We start from the raw sequence: 17,276 nt of genomic DNA on the forward strand, positions 1-17,276 counted from the left end.
TTTTTGCTGCCCACCCCCCCCCCGCCCGGGTTGGTGTCCCCCGGGGGCCCCGCCCCGGGTGTGGTCTACGGGCACCCGGCCACCCCCGCGTTCAGGTGGCGGGGGGCGGGCGGCGCCCCCCTCGGGGGGTGTGGCGGGGCTGGGGCTGTGGGGGGTGGGGGTGGGGCCCGGGCTCAGCCGGGCACGACGACGGTCAGGCCGAGGACGATCAGCCCGTCGGCGGTCAGCCCGTCCTCGGCCTCAGCTCCGCCCGTTGAGGACCAACGCCCAGGCGAGACAGGCCAGGGCGCCGGTCGACAGCAGGGCGCGCAGCACGTTGAACCGCACCCAGCGCGCCTCGAAGCGGGCACCCGGGCCCAGCAGGTGGGCTTCTCGGGGCCGGCGGAGACGGTGATCCTGGCCGGTTGAGACAGGCATTTCCCATTTGCCTAAACCATTTAGGCAATCCCATACTGTCCGTAGAACGCTGACGCGACCGTACGGGAGAACACGCATGGCAAGGGCAGGGCTGACCGTCGAGCGGCTGGTCGTCGCGGGCGCCGAACTCGCCGACGAGGTCGGCTTCGACCAGGTGACCGTCGCCGCGGTCGCCCGCCGCTTCGGCGTCCGGACGGCCAGCCTCTACTCCCACGTCAAGAGCTCGCAGGACCTCAGGACCCGGATCGCCCTGTACGCCCTGGCGGAACTCGCCGACCTGGTCGCCGACGCCCTCGCCGGCCGGGCGGGCCGCGACGCCCTCGGTGCCTTCGCGGACGCCTACCGCGACTACGCGGCCGGCCACCCCGGCCGGTACGACGCCACCAGGCTGCGCCTGGACACCGAGACGGCCACCGCCGGCGCGGGCGTCCGGCACGCCCAGATGACCAGGGCGATCCTGCGCGGCTACGACCTGGGCGAACCGGAGCAGACCCACGCGGTGCGGATGCTCGGCAGCGTCTTCCACGGCTACATCAGCCTGGAGGCGGCCGGCGGGTTCAGCCACACCGCTGTCGACGCGCGGGAGTCCTGGGAGTGGATCATCGACTCCGTCGACGCCCTGCTGCGCGGGGGCGGCGCCGGTCCGGGCGGTCGCGCCGGTTGATCCGGTTGATCCGTCGTTCGCACGACGACCTGATGTCCTGATCCATCCGACGAACCGAAGAAGTGCCATGTCGACCATCACCACCCCCGTCACCGAGGACCTCCTCCACGGCCACCTCGACGTCGAGCACACCCGCCGGGGCCTGCTGCCGCACCGCCTGCCCGCCCGAGCCCGACGGCAGATCCCGGACGAGCAGCTCGCGATGGCCGAGTCCCAGCCCTCCGGCGTCCGGCTCGCCTTCCGCACCCGGGCGACCACCGTCACGCTGCACGCCGTGCCCACCAAGCGCGCCTACCCGGGCGTCCCGAACGTCCCGGACGGCGTCCACGACCTCCTGGTGGACGGCCGGCTCACCGCGCAGGCCACCGTCCCCGGCGGCAACCTGCGCACCGTCGACCTCGCCACCGGCCGCTTCGAGCTGACCGAAGGACCGCCCGGCGCCGCCCGGTTCACCGGCCTCCCGGAGCGGGACAAGACCGTCGAGATCTGGCTCCCGCACACCGAGACCACCGAACTGATCGCCCTCGACACCGACGCCCCGATCGAGCCGGTCCCGACCGGCACCCGCAAGCGCTGGCTGCACCACGGCAGTTCGATCAGCCACGGCTCCAACGCCGCCCATCCCACCGGCACCTGGCCGGCCCTGGTGGCCAACGGCGCCGGACTGGACCTGACCAACCTCGGCTTCGGCGGCGGCGCACTGCTCGACCCGTTCACCGCGCGCGCCATCCGCGACACCCCGGCGGACCTGATCAGCCTCAAGCTCGGCATCAACCTGGTGAACACCGACCTGATGCGGCTGCGCGCCCTCGCCCCGGCCGTCCACGGCTTCCTGGACACCGTCAGGGACGGACACCCGGCCACGCCGCTGCTGGTCGTCTCCCCGCTGCTCTGCCCGATCCACGAGACGGTGCCGGGCCCGCTGGCCCCCGACTTCAGCGGCGGCACCCTGCGCTTCCGCGCCACCGGTGACCCCGCCGACGTCGCCGCCGGCCGTCTGACGCTCACCGTCATCCGCGCCGAACTGGCCCGCATCGTGGCCGAACGCCGGGCCGACGGCGACCAGCACCTGCACCACCTGGACGGACTGGCCCTCTACGGCGAGGCCGAACACGGCCTCCACCCGCTCCCCGACGGGCTCCACCCCTCCCCGGAGGCCCACCGGCTCATCGCGGAGCGCTTCGCCGGCCTCGCGCTCGCGCCCGGGGGCCCACTGGCCCCGTGAGCCGCGCCGGCGCCGTCGGAACGGCCGTCTCACACGGCGGCCGCCATCCGAGGCGGAAGCGCCAGCGCGGTGACGACCGTTCCGTGATGCACGCCCCAGGAGCCGATGCGGGCGACCGGGTGGTGCGGGTGGCGGACGGTGAACGTGCCGTCCGCGTGCACGGAGACGGTGATGGCCGCGAGGGGTGCCCAGACGCCGGTCAGCGGATGGACCGCCTTGTAGGCGGCCTCCTTCGCAGTACTCCGGCTGGTGAGCGGCGAAGCCGAACGCGCGGGCCTCGCCGCGCTGCCCGAGGGCTCCGTCCCATGGGACACCGTCCTGTTCAGTCGGCGCAGGCCGTGTAGCCGTCGGTGTGGGTGATGCTGCCCGTGACACCCGCCGGCCACCGAGGTGCCCCACCCGGACCGGGCAACAGCGGCACCGGCGGCTGCCCGAGGGCGCCGAGCGCCTGGCGGGCGAGCGTCCTCGCGGTGGCGAACTGCCGGCGACGGCGCGGCGAACGGTCCTGGATGTACGCGGCCTCCAGGGGCAGCAGACGGTCCTCGGACGGGCTGCCGAAGGCCTCGGCGCAGTGGACATGGGACGGGAGCAGCGCGGCCAGGACGCCGGCGGGGACGGTGGTGGTCACGGTCGTCAGCGGCCGGCCGTGACCAGCAGGTGGACGTGCTGGGCGATGTGCAGCGGAGTCTCCAGCGGCACCATGTGGCCGGTGCCGGGAATCCGGTGCAGTTCGGCGTGCGGCAGCGCCGAGACGAGCTCCTGACTGAAGCTCGGCTTCACGATCCTGTCCTCGGTGCCGGTGATGACGGCCGTCGGCGCGGTGATCCGGGCCAGCCCGGCCCGCTGGTCCATCTCCCGGGTCGACGCGAAGCAGTCGGCCTGGGTACCCGGCAGCGTACTGGCGAACAGCCGCCGGTTCGCCTCCCGCGCCGACGGCGAGGCACTCGGCCCGTGCGTCCCGCCGAGCAGCCGGTAGCCCAGCCACGGCGTCCGCAGGGCCCGGCTGAACAGCTTCGACCCCATCATCCTGACCTCGTTCGCGGGCGTGTCCTGCCCGTGCGAGGCGGTCGAGACCAGCACAAGACCCGCCAGCCGCTGGGCACTTGACCCACCCTGTCCCGCGGACAGTCCGGCCGCCCACGCGAGCGCGGCGTACCCGCCGCCGGAGTGCCCCACCACCACGACCGGCCGCCCCGGCGTGCCCCCGCTGGTCGTACGTCGCCACCGTGCACCCGGCCGCCGCGAGCTGCTGCGCGGTGGTGTGCCAGACCGTGCGGGAGGCCGCCCAGCCGTGGACGAGCAGCACCAGCGGCCGGCTCGGATCGGGCTCGCCCGGCTGGTGGACCGTGATGGCGAGCTGCGCGTGGTCGTCGGTGGTCGCGCTGTGGTCGGTGGTGGTGACGGCCTGCTCGGCGGGGAGTGCGGGGGGTGCCGGGTTGGGTGGTGGGCGTCGGTGGGGTGGGCGGTTCGTGGGGGTGGTCGTTCTGGGGGTGGCGGTTCTTCCCCCCGGGGGTGCGGTGCGGCCGTCCGGGGTGCGGTGCGGCGGTGCGGGGCGCGCCGGGCTGGTCTGGGTGTGCGGCGGCCCGCCTCCTGGGCCGTGTCCTCGGGAAGGGGGATCGTGGCAGGGGGCGGGCCGTCGTGGAATGCCGGGGTGGTACCGGTCAGGGGTGGTGCGGGGTGGGTCAGTTGAGGACGGCGAGTGCGGCGTCGTAGTTCGGTTCGTCGGCGATCTCGGCGACGAGTTCGGTGTGCAGGACGGTGTCGTTCTCGTCGAGGACGACGACGGCGCGGGCGGTCAGGCCGGCCAGCGGGCCGTCGGCGATCGCCACGCCGTAGGTGTCGTGGAAGTCCCGGCCGCGCAGGGTGGAGAGGGTCTTGACGTTCTCCAGGCCCTCGGAGCCGCAGAACCGGGCCTGGGCGAACGGCAGGTCGGCGGACACGCACAGCACCACGGTGTTGTCGAGGGAGCCGGCCTGGGTGTTGAAGGTGCGCACCGAGGTCGCGCAGGTCGGGGTGTCGATGCTGGGGAAGATGTTCAGGACCTTGCGCTTGCCCGCGAAGTCCTTCAGGGACACGTCCGCGAGTCCTTCGCCGACGAGCGTGAACGCCGGTGCCTGGCTGCCGGCGGTGGGCAGCGCGCCACCGACCTGCACCGGGTTCCCCTTCAGCGTGACCTGAGCCATGAAAAGCCTCCTAGCGGTGGTGTACGGGATGCAACGCCGCCGATCCTACTGCCCGCTCCCTTCCCGTCCCCGCCGCGGGCCGCACCCCGGGGGACGGCACCCCGGGACGGCTCCGGGGGACGGTCCCGGTCCCGGGGCGGGGCGTGGTCTGCTGTGGCCGGTCCCGGGGCGGGGCGGGTTCTTCCTGTGCCGCCGCTGCACGGCCCGCCGGACCACCCGCGCGCCGGCGGGCCGGTGGGCGCGCGGGGCCGGAGTGTCCGCTCGCCCGTCTGTGGGTCTGTCGTGTCCGTTGTCCGCCGGGGTGTGGTGACGGTGTGTCCGCGGGCGGCCGGAGTCGGGGTCGGGGCGAAGGTGTCGGTGCCGTGGTCGGGGTTGAGGACGTGGTGGGTGCCGTGGCCGGGTCCTTCGGGGCCGGGCCGGTGTGCACGGCGTGGCCGGTGTGGTCGGCCTGGTGGGGGAGTGGGGGCGGCGGGGCGGGGTGGGGTGTGGCGTGGGGCCGGGTGCGTGGTCGCGGCTGTGCCCGGGGCCGGTGGTTGTGCCTGTGGGGGTGTGGGGTGCGGTGTCGTCGTCCGTGACGGTGTCGTGGCGGGGTGTCCGGCCGGTGCGGAGCCGTGTTTCGCCCCTGCTGTCCCTGTGGCGGCCGGTATGTGACGCACTGTCATGTGGGTGGGGGGTGGTCGGGGGTGGGTGTCAGGGGTTGTCGGTGTCGGGCAGGGTGAAGGGCGTGCCGGTGAGGTCCTGGGACAGTTCCCACAGCCGGCGTCCTGTCGTCTCGTCGAGGGCGTGTGGTGCGGGGTCGGTGCGGACCGGGTCTCCGCGCAGTTCGCCGATGCCGCCGGGCCCGTACAGCTCTCCGCCTCGTACTCCGGGTGCGGTCGCGGCGTGCAGCTGTGCCAGGGCGCCGCGTTCGGGGGACTGGGCCAGGGGGCGCAGCAGGTGTCCGAAGAGCAGGCGTACCGGGCCGACGGCGCCGGTGTGGGGCAGGGCGGTGGCGGCGTAGCCGGGGTGGGCGAGCAGGCTGCGCAGGGGGTGGCGGGCGGTGGTCAGGCGGCGGTGGAGTTCGAGGGCGAAGAGGGCGTTGGCGAGTTTGGACTGGTTGTAGTGGCCCATCGGGGAGTAGGTGCGGGTGCCGGTGAGGTCGTCGAAGTCGATGTGTGCGCGGCGGTGGTTGGCGGAGGTGACGGTGACGACGCGGGGGTCGCGGCCGTGGGCGAGGAGGGGGGTGAGGCGGGCGGTGAGGGTGAAGTGGCCGAGGTGGTTGACGGCGAACTGGAGTTCGTGGCCGTGGGGGGTGAGGGTGCGCGGGGGTGCCATGACGCCGGCGTTGTTGACCAGGACGTCGGGGTGGGGGCCGTCGGTGTGCAGGCGGTCGGCGAAGGCGTGGACGGAGTCGGGGTCGGCGAGGTCGAGGTGGCGTACGTCCAGGCGGGCGCCGGGATGGGAGCGGGTGAGCAGGGCCGCGGCGTGGTGGCCTTTGGCCTCGTCGCGTACGGCGAGGACGACGCGGGCGCCGCGGCGGGCGAGGGCGGTGGTGGTGGCCAGGCCCAGGCCGCTGGTGGCGCCGGTGACGACGAACACCCGTCCGCTGAGGTCCGGGGCGGGGTCGGGTGTCGGGTGGTGGCGGGTCATGTGGCTCACGCTGCCCTGTGTGTCACCAAGTGTCAAGACTGACGTTTGATGACGTGCGTGGCGTGGGGTCTAGGATGGGCGGCGTGACCTCCCGACCCGCTCTCACCCTGGCCCAGCGCAAACGCCGGCTCGTCGCCGACGAACTCACCCGCGCCGCCCTGGACCTGCTGGCGGACGGCGGGTTCGACACCGTCACGGTCGACGAGATCGCCGCGGCCGCGGGCGTGTCCAAGCGGACGTTCTTCCGCTACTTCGCGTCCAAGGAGGACGTCGTCGTCCAGTTCCTGGCCACCCTGGGCGCCGCCATGCACGAGGAACTCGCCGCCCGCCCGCCCGGCGAGGCACCCTCGACGGCGCTGCGGCACACGGTGTGGGCCTGCGTCCGGGACTGCGCCGGCCACGAGGAACGCGCCCGCAAGGTGGTGCGGCTGATCCTGGCCACACCCGCCCTGCACGCCCGCTTCCTGGAACGCCAGGCCCAGTGGCGCGACCGGCTCGCCGCCGGACTCGCCGCCCGCCTGGACCTGGACGCCGGGCACGAGCTCTACCCGCGACTGGCCGCCGACATGGCCCTGTCGGCCTTCCATACGGTCCTCCAACGCTGGAGCACCGCCGGCCCCGCCGCTGACGCCGCCGGCGCGGACGGCGCGGTGGACATCGCCGCACTGACGGACGGCTGCTTCGCCGTCATCGCCCCGGCCCTGGACGCCGTCGTACGCACCCCCGCCCCGCACACCGGCCCCGCCATCGACTGACGCCGCCGCCTGCGCCGCCGCCTGACACCACCGCCTGACGCCGCGCCGGGCATGCCGGCGCCGGTACCGCATCAGCACCGGCGCCCGGGCAGCCCCGGGCCCGTACGGCCAGTGCGGCCCGTACGGGCCGGGGATGCCGCCGCGCTGCCCCCTGCCGCCCGCCCGCCGCGGGCCCCGGTGCGGGCCCCGGTGCGGGCGCGGGTGTGCCGGGAGGCGTGCGCCCGGGCCGTGCCGGCGGTCACCGCCGGGGCGCGGACGGCATCCGTGGCGGGCCGGTCAGTTGAAGACCAGGACGTCGGTGCGCATCGGCAGCGGGCTGCCCCAGCCGATGTTGATCTTGAAGGTGACGATGCCGTTGCCGGGGGCGATGCTCGACACCTGGAAGGGCGCGGCGCCGGCGAACCGGTTGCCGTTCGAGTCGATCTCGGAGGCCGTGACGACGACCGTCGAGTCGGTCCCGATGACGTTCCAGGGGATCTGGAGGTTGAAGGTCCCGTTGCCCGGGCTCCACGTCCACCAGGCCCGCCACACGGCGCCGAGGTTGCCGCCGATGGCCGCGAGGCCCTCGCCGCGGGTGGTGGGCTGCGAGTTGTCCGCGATCTGCGGCACCCGGGAGGCGGAAGGTTCGACTGCGGTCATGACGGCTCCTCGCGCCGGGAGGGCCCCACGAGCCCTCCGGATACGCCGAGTGTCCGCCGTTGAGCACAGCGTCACAATCACTCGTGCGGGTGAACCCCCGGCGCGCCGCCGCACCACCGCGCCGCCCACCGTCGCTCGCCCGCCGCCGCCCGCTCGCCCGCCGCGTGCCGTGCCGCGCCTGGTCGGTCTGCCCTGGTGCGGGGCCGGGTTCCGGCCGGGGACCCGCGGCGCCCGGGGCGCGGAAGGTCAGAGCGATTCGGCCCAGGAGGCGAAGTGCGTGGACTCGACGTCGAAGCCCGCGGGATCCAGGTCGCCGAGGTCGGAGGAGAACACGGCGCAGTCCGGGTCGTCGGCGCGCAGGAGGAACCCGCGGCCGCCGCTGTCGTCGCCGATGAGGAGGAAACCCGGTGCGTACCGCCCGACTTCGTAGGTGGTGTTGCGTTCGCCGATGCACCCGGCCGGGTAGACGGTCACGCCCGCTGCGGTGAGCAGGCCGTCCCTCACGCTCCACAGGGCCAGCAGCGGGGCCGGGAGGCCGAGCGGGATCCCGGACCGGGCGCGCGCCACGTCGGCCGCCGTGGCCGCCGTCGCGCTCATGCCCGCCTCATCCGGGCGCGCAGCCGCAGGTACCACGTGAGAGCCGCGGTCCCGGCGAGCAGCATGACCACCGAGACCGCCAGGGCGGACCAGTCGATCACGTTGCGGCCGAGGGTGTTCCAGAAACCGATGCTCGACGGCAGGGCGGCGAGCCCGGCGTCCTGGGGGTCGTATACGACGGTGACGGGCCGCTCTCTCCCGAGGTCGTCCGACACGTAGGCCAGCTGTGTTTCGACGGTCCGCCCGTCGGATGCCGTGAAGCGCACCCGGCAGTGGGAGTTGGCGGAGACGGACCCGTCGCCGTTGGCGCCCACCGGCACGCACCGGGTGACGACGGCCCGGACCTGTACACCGCGGCCGTTGAGGACCGATTCCACATGGGTGTCATGCGGGATGAGGTACGCCACCGCCAGGACGAACAGCAGCAGCCCGCACCCGAGCATGGCCGCGGACGCGCGCCCCAGGCCTCGGTGGTAGCCGCGCACGTATGCCGGTACCGCGTCCATGGCGTCCACTCCCTCGGGGCTGTCGTGCCGGTCCGGTGCCGGCCCGGTACCGGGGGGGCGGCCCGGCGAGGTGCCCCCCGGGCGGTCGTTCCCGAAACTGCCGGGCGGGCCGCGGTGGCGCATCGGGGAACGTGCGTGCGGGCTTGATGCTAGCGAGGCGCTCTGACAGCCGGGCTTCCGGACGGGGCCCCGGTTCCGGGCGCGCACTGCGGCGGGCCTGTCCGGGGCGGACTTTCCGGGTGAACCCGCCCCGGCCGCAGGCGGGTTCCGGCACCGGCGGCACCGGCGGCACCGGCGGCACCGGCGGCACCGGCGGCACCGGCGGCACCGGCGGCACCGGCGGCACCGGCGGGGAGAGGTGTGCCCCCGGCCGGACGGGGTCCATCCGCCGCGCGGCCGGGCCTGTGCGGGCAGCCGGCCGGGGATCGGACTGGTCTGCGACCAGCGTGTGATGGTCGATCTGCCGTCCCGGCTCCCCGGCGAGCTCGTCGCGGCGGGCGCGGGCCGGCGGATGGTCCTGCACGCCACGCACAGTGTGGTCGACTGGCTGGCCTTCGGCGTCTGGGCGGACGGGCGCCTCATCCGCTCGCTGAGTCTCTCCCCGGGCGGCGGGATCGTCGAGGACATCGGCGATCCGCTTCCCTTCGAAGTCCCCTGCTGGGCCGGGGAACGGCCGGCCGGTGTCATCGCGTGGCCGGGCGAGGACGTCAGGCCCTACCCGCTGCCCTTCCACCCGCCGGCCATGGGTGAGGAAGCGCTGCGCGCGCTCTGCGGGTTCGTCATGGAGGGCCGCCCGGCGCCCGGTGACGTCGATGCTTACGCCATCGCGCTCCACGGCTTCCTCGTACGGGACCGGACGCTCCCGGTCCCGCGGTGACGGAGGCGGCCACGGGGCCGCCGCGCAGCTGCGTGCCGGGTCCCGGCGGCACGTTGACCGGGCGGGATGCCGTGTAGCCGCGGGCGCCACCCCGGCGGTGCCCAAGGACTGCGCGTCGGTCCCGCCGGATCCGGCGGGAAGCCCGTCCGGCCCGATACCCGGCTCTCCCGCACCAAAGGGGGCGGTCCACCTCGGGCTTCGCGCGTTCGGTCACACCGGCGGCCGGGCCGAGGAGCCTCCGGGCGCCGGCCGCAGTGTCACGTCCCGCTACGGGGTCCGGCAGTGGCCGCTCGGACCGGCCCTGCCGGCCGGCGGCGTGAGGCGGGGCCAGGGGTGGCCGGCCAGGTCGCAGGCCGCCGCCCGCAGGAGCTCCAGCACGGTACAGCCCGGATAGTCCGGGAAGCTCGTGTAGTCGAAACGGTGGTAGCAGCTCCAGTAGCTGACCACCCGCCTCTGGGTGCGGGCGAAGAAGGAGGGATCGTCCACGATGAACCGGCCGTAGGCGGCACGCAGAGCGGTGCCCGGCGTATCGAGGTCGCCGAGTGCCTTCCGGATGACCACCAGGATCTCCACGACGTACTCGCCGGCCAGCTGCACGACGTACGGGACGACCCAAGGCTGCGCGGAGCCGACGGTGCCTTCCGGGTGACGCCGGCGGATCCTCCCGTCATGGTGCCTGGTGTACAGGCAGTGCAGGATCGTCAGCTGTCGTGGCGAGAGGGATTCCAGCGCCCGCAGTGCCGGGCGGGAGCCCGCGGCGCCCGGAGCGGCCCGGGGCCGCCTCCCGCTCCCCGCGGACGCGAACCCGGCCCCCCGCCGCGGCGAGGGCTGTGGACTGCGGCGCGGGACGGCCCGCCCGGGCCCCGGCGACAGGACGGCGGCAGACAGGCGAGCGGGCGGCGGGGGTTCACCGGGGCGGGGCGTAGCCGCGGGCGCGCACGACGTCGTGGGTGAGGTCGGCGAAGGCGTGGGCGGCGGCGCTGCGGTAAGCGTCGGTGCGGTGCAGGAGGACGGCGGTACGGGTGGGCAGGGGAGGATCGAGGGGGACGGGGGCCAGATGGGGGTGGTCGTCGGCGATCGGCTCGGGCAGGACGGTGACCAGAGCGGTACGCCGGACGATCTCGGTCAGGGCCTGGATGGAGTCGGCCTCCACCGTGATACGCGGCGCGGCCCGGTACCGGGCGAAGTAGGCGTCGATGTGGCCGCGGGTGGCGAAGCCCCCTGTCAGCAGGGCGAGTTGCTCGCCCTCCAGAGCACGGACCGGCAGCGGCCCGGGCATCTCCCGGGCACGCGCGGCGGCGGTGACGAGGCTGAGGGACTCGGTGAACAGCGCGGTTGCCGTCACACCGGGCGGGTGGGGGCCGGCGAACGCGATGCCGAGATCGAGGCCGTCGGCGAGCAGAGCCGCCTCCAGACGGTCCTGCGGCATCTCGGCCACCGTGACGCTCACCCCCGGGTGACGGGCGTGGAACCCGGCGGTGAGCGGGCCGACCAGATAGGCGGTGAACGTCGGCGTCACCCCCAGGCGCAGGTGACCACGGGAGAGGTCCTGCACATCGTGGACCGCACGCTCACCGGCGGCCAGGTCACGCAGCGCACGCCGCGCATGCCCCGTGTAGACCGCGCCGGCATCGGTGAGCCGCACGCTGCGCCCGGTACGGTCCAGCAGCTGCACGCCCAGGGCCCTCTCCAGCTGCCGGACCTGCTGGGAGAGCGTGGGCTGCGAGACGTGCAGCTCCTCGGCGGCGCGGGTGAAGCTGCCGTGCTCGGCCACGGCGAGCAGATAACGCAGGTGACGCAGTTCCGGAGAGGCCATCCACTCACTATAGACAACACCAATGGCATGCATCCCCGACAACTCTTGGACACTATAGAACCAGGTCATGCATGGTGGATCTCATCGGCCCACGGGGCCGGCCACCACCCGAAGGGGAGTGACCATGCAGGACCTCACCGACGGCGTCGCCCGTTTCCAGCGGGACGTCTTCCCGGCCAAGGCGGACCTCTTCGCCCGCCTCGCCACCCACCACACCCCCGGCACCCTGTTCATCGGCTGCTCGGACGCCCGCGTCGTCCCCGAACTGATCACCGGCACCGAACCCGGCGACCTGTTCGTCATCCGCACCGCCGGCAACCTCGTCCCCGCCCACAGCCCCGAGCCCGACGCCATCGCCGCGTCCGTCGAGTACGCCGTCACCGCCCTGAACGTCAAGGACGTCATCGTCTGCGGCCACTCCGCCTGCGGCGCCATGACCGCCCTCGCCCACGGCCACGACCTCACCGACGCCCCCGCCGTCGCCTCCTGGCTGCGCCACGCGGACGCCTCCGTGGCCCGCACCGCCGCCGGCGGCGACGTCCCGGCCCTGGTGCGCCACAACGTCGCGGCCCAGCTGGCGAACCTGGCCACCCACCCCTCGGTCGCCCGCGCCCTCGGACAGGGCCGGCTCGCCCTGCACGGCTGGGTCTACGACATCCCCACCGGCCGCGTCGAGGACGTCACCGCCGGCCGCGCCACCGACCTGACCGCCGGCACCGCCCTCGCGGCCTGACCCCCACCCCCCGCAGCCACCACCCCCCCGCAGCCACTCCATCCCGACCCGCCCCGCCCCGTCCCACTCCCGGGCCGCCCCGCTTCCCCCTTTTCCGCGGAGCGGCCACCCCATCGCCGAAAGGACACAACCGATCATGGTGCAGGCACAGTTCAACCGGAGCGCCCGCGAGGCCCTGGCCGACAGGGCCGTCGAGGCCAAGACCCGCAAGAACCTCTCCTGGAAGCAGATCGCCGAGGCCTCCGGCCTCTCCGTCGCGTTCACCACCGCCGCCGTCCTCGGCCAGCACCCGCTGCCGGAGGAGTCCGCCAAGGCCGTCGCCGTACTCCTGGGCCTCGACGACGACGCGGCGCTGCTGCTGCAGACCATCCCGCTGCGCGGCTCGATGCCCGACCGCATCCCGACCGACCCGACGATGTACCGCTTCTACGAGATGCTCCAGGTCTACGGCACCACCCTCAAGGCCCTGGTCCACGAGGAGTTCGGCGACGGCATCATCTCCGCCATCAACTTCAGGCTCGACGTCAGGAAGGTCGCCGACCCCGACGGCGGCGAGCGCGCCGTCATCACCCTCGACGGCAAGTACCTGCCCACCAAGCCGTTCTGACACGTCATCACCTGACGGGGGGCGGGCTCGGGACGACCTGCCCGCCCCCCGCTTCCCCCGCCCCGCCCCCGTCCCCGCCCCGTCCCGTCCCTCTTCCTCCAAGGCCCCCTCATGGACTTCGCCCAGCGCACCGTCGACATCGCCCGCCGCAACGTCGCCGAGGGCGGGCGCCCGTTCGCCACCGTCATCGTCAAGGACGGCAGGATCCTCGCGGAGAGCCCCAACAGGGTCGCCCGGACCGGCGGCCCCACCGCCCACGCCGAGATCCTCGCCATCCGCGACGCCTGCACCGGGCTCGGCGCCGAGCACCTCACCGGCGCCACCGTCTACGTCCTCGCCCACCCCTGCCCCATGTGCCTGGGCGCCCTCTACTGCTGCTCCCCGGACGAGGTCGTCTTCCTCGCCGCCCGCGACGCCTACGAACCGCACCACGTCGACGACCGCAGGTACTTCGAACTCGACACCTTCTACGGCGAGTTCGCCAAGCCCTGGCAGGAACGCCGGATGCCGATGCGCCACGAGGAACACGACGCCGCCGTCGGGGTCCACCGCCTCTGGCGGGAACGCAACGGCGGCGAACGCCGCGTCGCCGGCGCCCCCACCGCCGCCTGACCCGAGGACCGCGGGCACCTGCCGGGCGCGGCCCCGCGGTTCACCACCCCTGGGCGAAGGGCCGGGACGGCCTCGATTCCGGCCCCGTCGTCGGGTCCCGTCGTCCGGCCCCGCCTGGTAGGCAAGTCCCGGCTTGCCTATGGTGGGGAGGTGGCCGACGATGGGGTGTGGAAGGCGCTGGCGGACCCCACCCGCCGGCTGATCCTGGACGAGCTGGCCGGGCGTGGCGGCCAGTCGCTGTTCGAGATCTGCGTGCGGCTGACCACCCGGCACGCGCTCGGCCTCTCCCGGCAGGCGGTCAGCCAGCACCTGGCGGTGCTGGAGGCGGCCGGCCTGGTACGGGTGCGGCGCGAGGGCCGCTACAAGTTCCACGACCTGGACACCGAACCGCTTGAGCGCATCACCGCCCGCTGGCTCAGGCCCGAACCACCCGAGGACGCCCCGTGAGGATCAATCTGGCCAGTGTCTTCGTCGACGACCAGGACAAGGCCCTGCGCTTCTACACCGACGTGCTGGGATTCGTGAAGAAGACCGAGGTACCGCTCGGCGGCCACAGCTGGCTGACCGTGGTCTCACCAGACCAGCCCGACGGCACCGAACTGGTCCTGGAGCCCGACCGGCACCCCGCCGCCAAGGCCTACGTCGCGGCGCTGGCCGCCGACGGCATCCCCGCCACCTCCTTCGCCGTGGACGACGTGCACGCCGAGTACGAGCGGCTGCGCGCCCTGGGCGTGCGCTTCACCCAGGCACCGCTCGCGCTGGGGCCGGTGACCACCGCCGTCCTGGACGACACCTGCGGCAACCTCATCCAGATCGCCCAGTACCACTGGCCCCCGGCCCCCGGCCCCCGGCTCCGCCGGGCGTCCGGGCGGGGAGGGGCGGCGGGGCCGCCTTGACACCCAAGGTCGTATCCAGAATATTAGATACGTCCTGACGGGCCGGACGGCGGAAGGAGAGTGCGCGCGGTGGACCCGCTGGCCGTGCACAAGGCGCTCGCCAACCCGGCGCGCGCGGACTTCCTGCGCTGGCTCAAGTCGCCCGAGCTCTACTTCGACGAGCCCTACTACCGCGAGCGCGGCGTCGGCTTCCACATCGGCGTGTGCGTCACCGACATCCGCGAACGCTCCGGGCTGGCCCAGTCGGTGGTCTCCGGCTACCTCCAGATCCTGCGCGAGGCGGGACTGCTGGTGTCCGAACGCGTCGGCAAGTGGACCTTCTACCGGCGCAACGAGGAGACCATCGCCGCCTTCGCCGCGTACGCACGCGACGAACTCTGACCCCCTCCACGCACCACCCCTGCCCTGCGGGGGCGCCCGGTCGGCGCCCCCTTTTTCTTCCCCCTAACGCATCCAACTATCTAGATTTGTGTATCCACTGGAGGTCGTCCGTGCCCCGCACCGCCCCCGCCCGCAACGCCCTGGCCGTACCGGTCCTGGCCCTGGGCGTGTTCGGCATCATCACCACCGAGATGGGCGTCGTCGGCGTCCTGCCCTCCCTGGCCGAACGCCTCGACGTCAGCACCGGCACCGCCGGAACCCTGGTGGGCGCCTTCGCCCTCACCGTCGCCGCCACCGGCCCCGCCGGCGTCCTGCTCGCCTCCCGGCTGCGCCGAAAGACCGTCCTGGCCACGGCACTTGCCGTCTTCGCCGTCGCCAACGCCGTCTACGCGCTCAGCGACTCCTTCCCGCTGGTCCTCGCCTTCCGGATCCTGCCCGCGCTGTTCCACCCCGTCTTCTTCGCCCTCGCCCTCACCGCCGCCACCCGCCTGGCCCCGCCCGGCCGGGAAGCCCGCGCCGCCACCACCGTCTTCGCCGGCGTCAGCGCCGGCTTCGCGTTCGGCGTCCCGCTCACCTCCTACGTCGCCGACCACCTCACGGTCCCCGCCGCGTTCTGGACCGCCGCCGCCGTCAACCTCGCCGCCTGCGCCGGCCTCCTCGCCTTCTTCCCCGACCTGCCCGAGACCGGCCGGCCCACCTACGCCGGACAGCTCGGCATCCTGCGCCAGGGCCGGCTGTGGCTGGCCGTGGCCGCCGTCACCCTCCTGTTCGCCGCCATGTTCAGCGGCTACGGCTACATCGCCGAGTACCTGGAGAACGTCACCGGCCTCGACGCCTCCCTCACCGGCCCCGCCCTGATGGCCTTCGGCGTCGTCATGACCGCCGGCAACCTCGTCTTCGGCCGCCTGCTGGAACGCGGCCTGGTACGCACCGTCACCGCCTACCCGGTCCTCTACCTCGCCCTCTACCTCCTCCTCGACGCCGTCGGCCCCCACACCGCCCCCATGCTCGCCGCCGTCCTCGTGTGGGGCGCCGTCCACTCCGGCGGCCTGGCCGTCGCCCAGGCCTGGCTCGCCCGCGACGCCACCGACGCCCCCGAGTTCGGCAACAGCCTCTTCATCTCCTTCTCCAACCTCGGCATCACCCTCGGCACCACCCTCGGCGGCGCCGTCGTCACCACCGCGGGCCCCCGCCACCTGCCCCTGGCCGGCGCCGCCCTCGCCGCGGCCGCCCTGGCCGCCGTCCTCCTGCGCCGCCGCCTGCCCCGGCCCGGCCGGGCGGACCAGGCGGACCAGGCGGGGCAGGCGGGCCAGGCCCAGTCCGCACCCGCTCCCTGACCCCTGCCGGCAGGCCCCGCCCCGCCGGGGTACGGGCGCGGGCCTTCGCCGAAGGCCCGCGCCCGTACCCCGCGAACGGCCCACGACCCCCTGCCGCCACGGCGGCCTCGGCTACCGTGGACCGCAAGACGGCCCGGACAGCCGGGCAGCCGGACAGCCGGACAGCCGGGCGTCCGGGCGGGTGTTCGGGCGGGTGTCCGGGCGGGCATGGAGGCAGCGCGATGAGGGTCGTGTTCGTGCACGGGGCGTGTGTCCGGGACGGATCGTGGTGGTGGCACCGCACCGCCGGGCTGCTGCGCCAGCGCGGCGTCCACAGCACGGCCCCGGCACTGCCGAGCTGCGGCGAGACGGGCCCGCCCGCGGGCACCGGCGGTCCGGGACTGCCCGAGGACGTCGCCGCGGTGCGCCGGGTACTGCTGGACGGCGACGAACCCACCGTCGTGGTCGCCCACAGCTACGGCAGCATCGTCACCGCGCAAGCCGCCGCAGGAATCGGGCCGATCCGCCACCTGCTGCTGATCGCCGGCTACCTGCCCGAGGCCGGACAGAGCCTGGCGGACTTCGGCGACGGCCGCCCGGCCCCGTTCCTCGACACCGACCCCGATACCGGAACCTTCACCGTTCGCCCCGAACTGCTCACCGACACCTTCCTGCAGGACTGCGACCCGCACATCCGGACACAGGCCGCCGGCCACCTCGCCCGCCAGAGCACGCAGGTGACCCGCCAGAGCGTCGGGGCCGCCGCCTGGCACCAGGTGCCCACGACCTACCTCGTCTGCGCCCGGGACCGGGGCACCGCACCGCACCTCCAGCGCGCGTACGCCCGCCGGGCCGGCCACACCGTCGAACTCGACACCGGCCACCATCCCTTCCTGTCCCGGCCCGCCGAGGTCCGGGACCTGCTGCTGAGCCTGTGACCGCGGCGGCACCGGGCCGCAGGCCGGAGCGGGCCCGCGACCCGGCCGCCGACCCGGCCGGGAATCGACCGCAGGCCGGCCGCGACGCCCTCGAAGCCCCCGGACCACCAGGCCGTCACCGACCGCCACAGGCGCCCGCCGCCCCCGGCCGCGAACAGACGCCCCGCCGTCACTCCCGGTCACGGCAGCGCCGCATTCACGCACGTGCCCCGAGACCGTCGCGGGCCCACGGACCAACCGGCCGTTGCCGACACCGGGCGGACACACCCCGCCGACCACCCGGCAGCACGCGACCGGACCTGCGGGGACCGCCACCACGCCCACGAGCACCCGCGCCGCCCCACGGCCGTCCTCCGCCGCAGGCGCCACGCTGTTGCGACCGGGCACGAAGCCGTACGCCGCGGGGAACGACCCCGTCAGCTCCCCGGCCGCCACTGCGCGACCCCGCCGGAAGGCGCCGTTGCGTGGGAAGTCGGCCGGGCTGA

23 protein-coding genes are annotated in these 17,276 nt (G+C 74.5%); 12 read left to right on the plus strand and 11 right to left on the minus strand.

Annotated elements, in window-relative coordinates; genetic code table 11:
- Positions 1-240: 240 nt before the first annotated feature.
- The gene (locus tag ACIQOW_RS30550; RefSeq protein ID WP_401090362.1) at positions 241-417 is read right to left on the minus strand and encodes a hypothetical protein; all 177 of its coding nucleotides are present in this window, start codon (positions 415-417) and stop codon (positions 241-243) included.
- Between the two features lie 76 nt (positions 418-493).
- Here ACIQOW_RS30550 and ACIQOW_RS30555 point away from each other — a divergent pair, with 76 nt between their 5' ends.
- Both ACIQOW_RS30555 and ACIQOW_RS30560 read left to right on the plus strand, forming a co-directional pair.
- Entirely contained in the window at positions 494-1,081 is a 588-nt protein-coding gene (locus ACIQOW_RS30555) for a TetR/AcrR family transcriptional regulator (protein WP_401090364.1), read from the plus strand.
- A gap of 67 nt (positions 1,082-1,148) precedes the next feature.
- Entirely contained in the window at positions 1,149-2,306 is a 1,158-nt protein-coding gene (locus ACIQOW_RS30560) for an SGNH/GDSL hydrolase family protein (protein ID WP_401090366.1), read from the plus strand.
- A 29-nt stretch (positions 2,307-2,335) separates the two neighbouring features.
- Here the strand turns inward: ACIQOW_RS30560 and ACIQOW_RS30565 are convergent, their stop codons facing one another.
- The 5 genes from ACIQOW_RS30565 to ACIQOW_RS30585 all read right to left on the minus strand — a co-directional run bounded on the left by ACIQOW_RS30565 (position 2,336) and on the right by ACIQOW_RS30585 (position 6,118).
- Positions 2,336-2,620 (minus strand): 4'-phosphopantetheinyl transferase superfamily protein, encoded by a 285-nt coding sequence (locus ACIQOW_RS30565; RefSeq protein ID WP_401090368.1) that lies wholly within the window; start codon positions 2,618-2,620, stop codon positions 2,336-2,338.
- An 8-nt stretch (positions 2,621-2,628) separates the two neighbouring features.
- Positions 2,629-2,934 carry a hypothetical protein gene (locus ACIQOW_RS30570; RefSeq protein ID WP_401090370.1) on the minus strand — a complete coding sequence of 102 codons (306 nt, stop codon included), beginning with the start codon at positions 2,932-2,934 and terminating at the stop codon, positions 2,629-2,631.
- Positions 2,935-2,939: 5 nt separating this feature from the next.
- Positions 2,940-3,992 (minus strand): alpha/beta fold hydrolase, encoded by a 1,053-nt coding sequence (locus ACIQOW_RS30575; RefSeq protein ID WP_401090707.1) that lies wholly within the window; start codon positions 3,990-3,992, stop codon positions 2,940-2,942.
- A complete protein-coding gene (gene tpx, locus ACIQOW_RS30580) occupies positions 3,989-4,489 on the minus strand; it encodes a thiol peroxidase (RefSeq protein WP_401090372.1) in 501 nt (166 codons plus the stop codon). The genes ACIQOW_RS30575 and tpx overlap by 4 nt, the downstream gene beginning before the upstream one ends.
- A gap of 690 nt (positions 4,490-5,179) precedes the next feature.
- Positions 5,180-6,118, minus strand: a complete 939-nt coding sequence (locus ACIQOW_RS30585) for an oxidoreductase (RefSeq protein WP_401090374.1) — start codon at positions 6,116-6,118, stop codon at positions 5,180-5,182.
- A gap of 74 nt (positions 6,119-6,192) precedes the next feature.
- Here ACIQOW_RS30585 and ACIQOW_RS30590 point away from each other — a divergent pair, with 74 nt between their 5' ends.
- Positions 6,193-6,873, plus strand: a complete 681-nt coding sequence (locus tag ACIQOW_RS30590; protein WP_401090376.1) for a TetR family transcriptional regulator — start codon at positions 6,193-6,195, stop codon at positions 6,871-6,873.
- Positions 6,874-7,149: 276 nt separating this feature from the next.
- Here ACIQOW_RS30590 and ACIQOW_RS30595 read toward each other — a convergent pair whose 3' ends face one another.
- The 3 genes from ACIQOW_RS30595 to ACIQOW_RS30605 all read right to left on the minus strand — a co-directional run bounded on the left by ACIQOW_RS30595 (position 7,150) and on the right by ACIQOW_RS30605 (position 8,615).
- The gene (locus tag ACIQOW_RS30595; RefSeq protein ID WP_401090378.1) at positions 7,150-7,512 is read right to left on the minus strand and encodes a hypothetical protein; all 363 of its coding nucleotides are present in this window, start codon (positions 7,510-7,512) and stop codon (positions 7,150-7,152) included.
- A 246-nt stretch (positions 7,513-7,758) separates the two neighbouring features.
- Entirely contained in the window at positions 7,759-8,109 is a 351-nt protein-coding gene (locus ACIQOW_RS30600; RefSeq protein WP_188300749.1) for a hypothetical protein, read from the minus strand.
- The gene (locus ACIQOW_RS30605) at positions 8,106-8,615 is read right to left on the minus strand and encodes a DUF3592 domain-containing protein (protein WP_401090380.1); all 510 of its coding nucleotides are present in this window, start codon (positions 8,613-8,615) and stop codon (positions 8,106-8,108) included. Before ACIQOW_RS30605 ends, ACIQOW_RS30600 begins: the two co-directional genes overlap by 4 nt.
- A gap of 358 nt (positions 8,616-8,973) precedes the next feature.
- Between ACIQOW_RS30605 and ACIQOW_RS30610 the strand changes: the two genes are divergently transcribed.
- Positions 8,974-9,492 (plus strand): DUF6928 family protein, encoded by a 519-nt coding sequence (locus tag ACIQOW_RS30610; protein WP_401090382.1) that lies wholly within the window; start codon positions 8,974-8,976, stop codon positions 9,490-9,492.
- A 267-nt stretch (positions 9,493-9,759) separates the two neighbouring features.
- On the opposite strand, the gene ACIQOW_RS30615 is transcribed toward ACIQOW_RS30610, so the two are convergent.
- Together ACIQOW_RS30615 and cynR are read right to left on the minus strand one after the other, a co-directional pair.
- Positions 9,760-10,089 (minus strand): hypothetical protein, encoded by a 330-nt coding sequence (locus tag ACIQOW_RS30615; RefSeq protein ID WP_401090384.1) that lies wholly within the window; start codon positions 10,087-10,089, stop codon positions 9,760-9,762.
- Positions 10,090-10,399: 310 nt separating this feature from the next.
- Positions 10,400-11,308 (minus strand): transcriptional regulator CynR, encoded by a 909-nt coding sequence (cynR, locus tag ACIQOW_RS30620; RefSeq protein ID WP_401090386.1) that lies wholly within the window; start codon positions 11,306-11,308, stop codon positions 10,400-10,402.
- Between the two features lie 124 nt (positions 11,309-11,432).
- Between cynR and ACIQOW_RS30625 the strand changes: the two genes are divergently transcribed.
- The 8 genes from ACIQOW_RS30625 (at position 11,433) to ACIQOW_RS30660 (ending at position 16,791) form a co-directional block, all read left to right on the plus strand.
- Positions 11,433-12,041 carry a carbonic anhydrase gene (locus ACIQOW_RS30625; RefSeq protein WP_401090388.1) on the plus strand — a complete coding sequence of 203 codons (609 nt, stop codon included), beginning with the start codon at positions 11,433-11,435 and terminating at the stop codon, positions 12,039-12,041.
- Between the two features lie 136 nt (positions 12,042-12,177).
- Positions 12,178-12,648: a cyanase gene (cynS, locus tag ACIQOW_RS30630; RefSeq protein ID WP_401090390.1), complete on the plus strand. Its 471-nt coding sequence runs from the start codon at positions 12,178-12,180 to the stop codon at positions 12,646-12,648.
- A gap of 111 nt (positions 12,649-12,759) precedes the next feature.
- On the plus strand, positions 12,760-13,260 hold the full coding sequence (locus ACIQOW_RS30635) for a nucleoside deaminase (RefSeq protein WP_401090392.1): 501 nt from the start codon (positions 12,760-12,762) through the stop codon (positions 13,258-13,260).
- Positions 13,261-13,410: 150 nt separating this feature from the next.
- Entirely contained in the window at positions 13,411-13,707 is a 297-nt protein-coding gene (locus ACIQOW_RS30640) for an ArsR/SmtB family transcription factor (protein ID WP_401090394.1), read from the plus strand.
- Positions 13,704-14,156, plus strand: coding sequence for a VOC family protein (locus ACIQOW_RS30645; RefSeq protein ID WP_401090396.1), 453 nt, complete (start codon positions 13,704-13,706; stop codon positions 14,154-14,156). The genes ACIQOW_RS30640 and ACIQOW_RS30645 overlap by 4 nt, the downstream gene beginning before the upstream one ends.
- Positions 14,157-14,225: 69 nt before the next feature.
- Entirely contained in the window at positions 14,226-14,537 is a 312-nt protein-coding gene (locus ACIQOW_RS30650; RefSeq protein ID WP_401090398.1) for an ArsR/SmtB family transcription factor, read from the plus strand.
- Between the two features lie 110 nt (positions 14,538-14,647).
- Complete coding sequence (locus ACIQOW_RS30655; protein WP_401090400.1) at positions 14,648-15,874, plus strand: MFS transporter; 1,227 nt, start codon at positions 14,648-14,650, stop codon at positions 15,872-15,874.
- A gap of 221 nt (positions 15,875-16,095) precedes the next feature.
- A complete protein-coding gene (locus tag ACIQOW_RS30660) occupies positions 16,096-16,791 on the plus strand; it encodes an alpha/beta hydrolase (protein WP_401090402.1) in 696 nt (231 codons plus the stop codon).
- The last annotated feature ends 485 nt before the right edge of the window (positions 16,792-17,276 follow it).

Source organism: Kitasatospora sp. NPDC091335 (genome assembly GCF_044757205.1).
Classification (GTDB): domain Bacteria; phylum Actinomycetota; class Actinomycetes; order Streptomycetales; family Streptomycetaceae; genus Kitasatospora.

Coding starts and splice junctions, on each gene's coding strand:
- ACIQOW_RS30550 (WP_401090362.1), bottom strand. CDS start 417: ATGCCTGTCTCAACCGGCCAGGATCACCGTCTCCGCCGGCCCCGAGAA.
- ACIQOW_RS30555 (WP_401090364.1), top strand. CDS start 494: ATGGCAAGGGCAGGGCTGACCGTCGAGCGGCTGGTCGTCGCGGGCGCC.
- ACIQOW_RS30560 (WP_401090366.1), top strand. CDS start 1,149: ATGTCGACCATCACCACCCCCGTCACCGAGGACCTCCTCCACGGCCAC.
- tpx (WP_401090372.1), bottom strand. CDS start 4,489: ATGGCTCAGGTCACGCTGAAGGGGAACCCGGTGCAGGTCGGTGGCGCG.
- ACIQOW_RS30585 (WP_401090374.1), bottom strand. CDS start 6,118: ATGACCCGCCACCACCCGACACCCGACCCCGCCCCGGACCTCAGCGGA.
- ACIQOW_RS30590 (WP_401090376.1), top strand. CDS start 6,193: ATGGGCGGCGTGACCTCCCGACCCGCTCTCACCCTGGCCCAGCGCAAA.
- ACIQOW_RS30595 (WP_401090378.1), bottom strand. CDS start 7,512: ATGACCGCAGTCGAACCTTCCGCCTCCCGGGTGCCGCAGATCGCGGAC.
- ACIQOW_RS30600 (WP_188300749.1), bottom strand. CDS start 8,109: ATGAGCGCGACGGCGGCCACGGCGGCCGACGTGGCGCGCGCCCGGTCC.
- ACIQOW_RS30605 (WP_401090380.1), bottom strand. CDS start 8,615: ATGGACGCGGTACCGGCATACGTGCGCGGCTACCACCGAGGCCTGGGG.
- cynR (WP_401090386.1), bottom strand. CDS start 11,308: ATGGCCTCTCCGGAACTGCGTCACCTGCGTTATCTGCTCGCCGTGGCC.
- ACIQOW_RS30625 (WP_401090388.1), top strand. CDS start 11,433: ATGCAGGACCTCACCGACGGCGTCGCCCGTTTCCAGCGGGACGTCTTC.
- cynS (WP_401090390.1), top strand. CDS start 12,178: ATGGTGCAGGCACAGTTCAACCGGAGCGCCCGCGAGGCCCTGGCCGAC.
- ACIQOW_RS30635 (WP_401090392.1), top strand. CDS start 12,760: ATGGACTTCGCCCAGCGCACCGTCGACATCGCCCGCCGCAACGTCGCC.
- ACIQOW_RS30660 (WP_401090402.1), top strand. CDS start 16,096: ATGAGGGTCGTGTTCGTGCACGGGGCGTGTGTCCGGGACGGATCGTGG.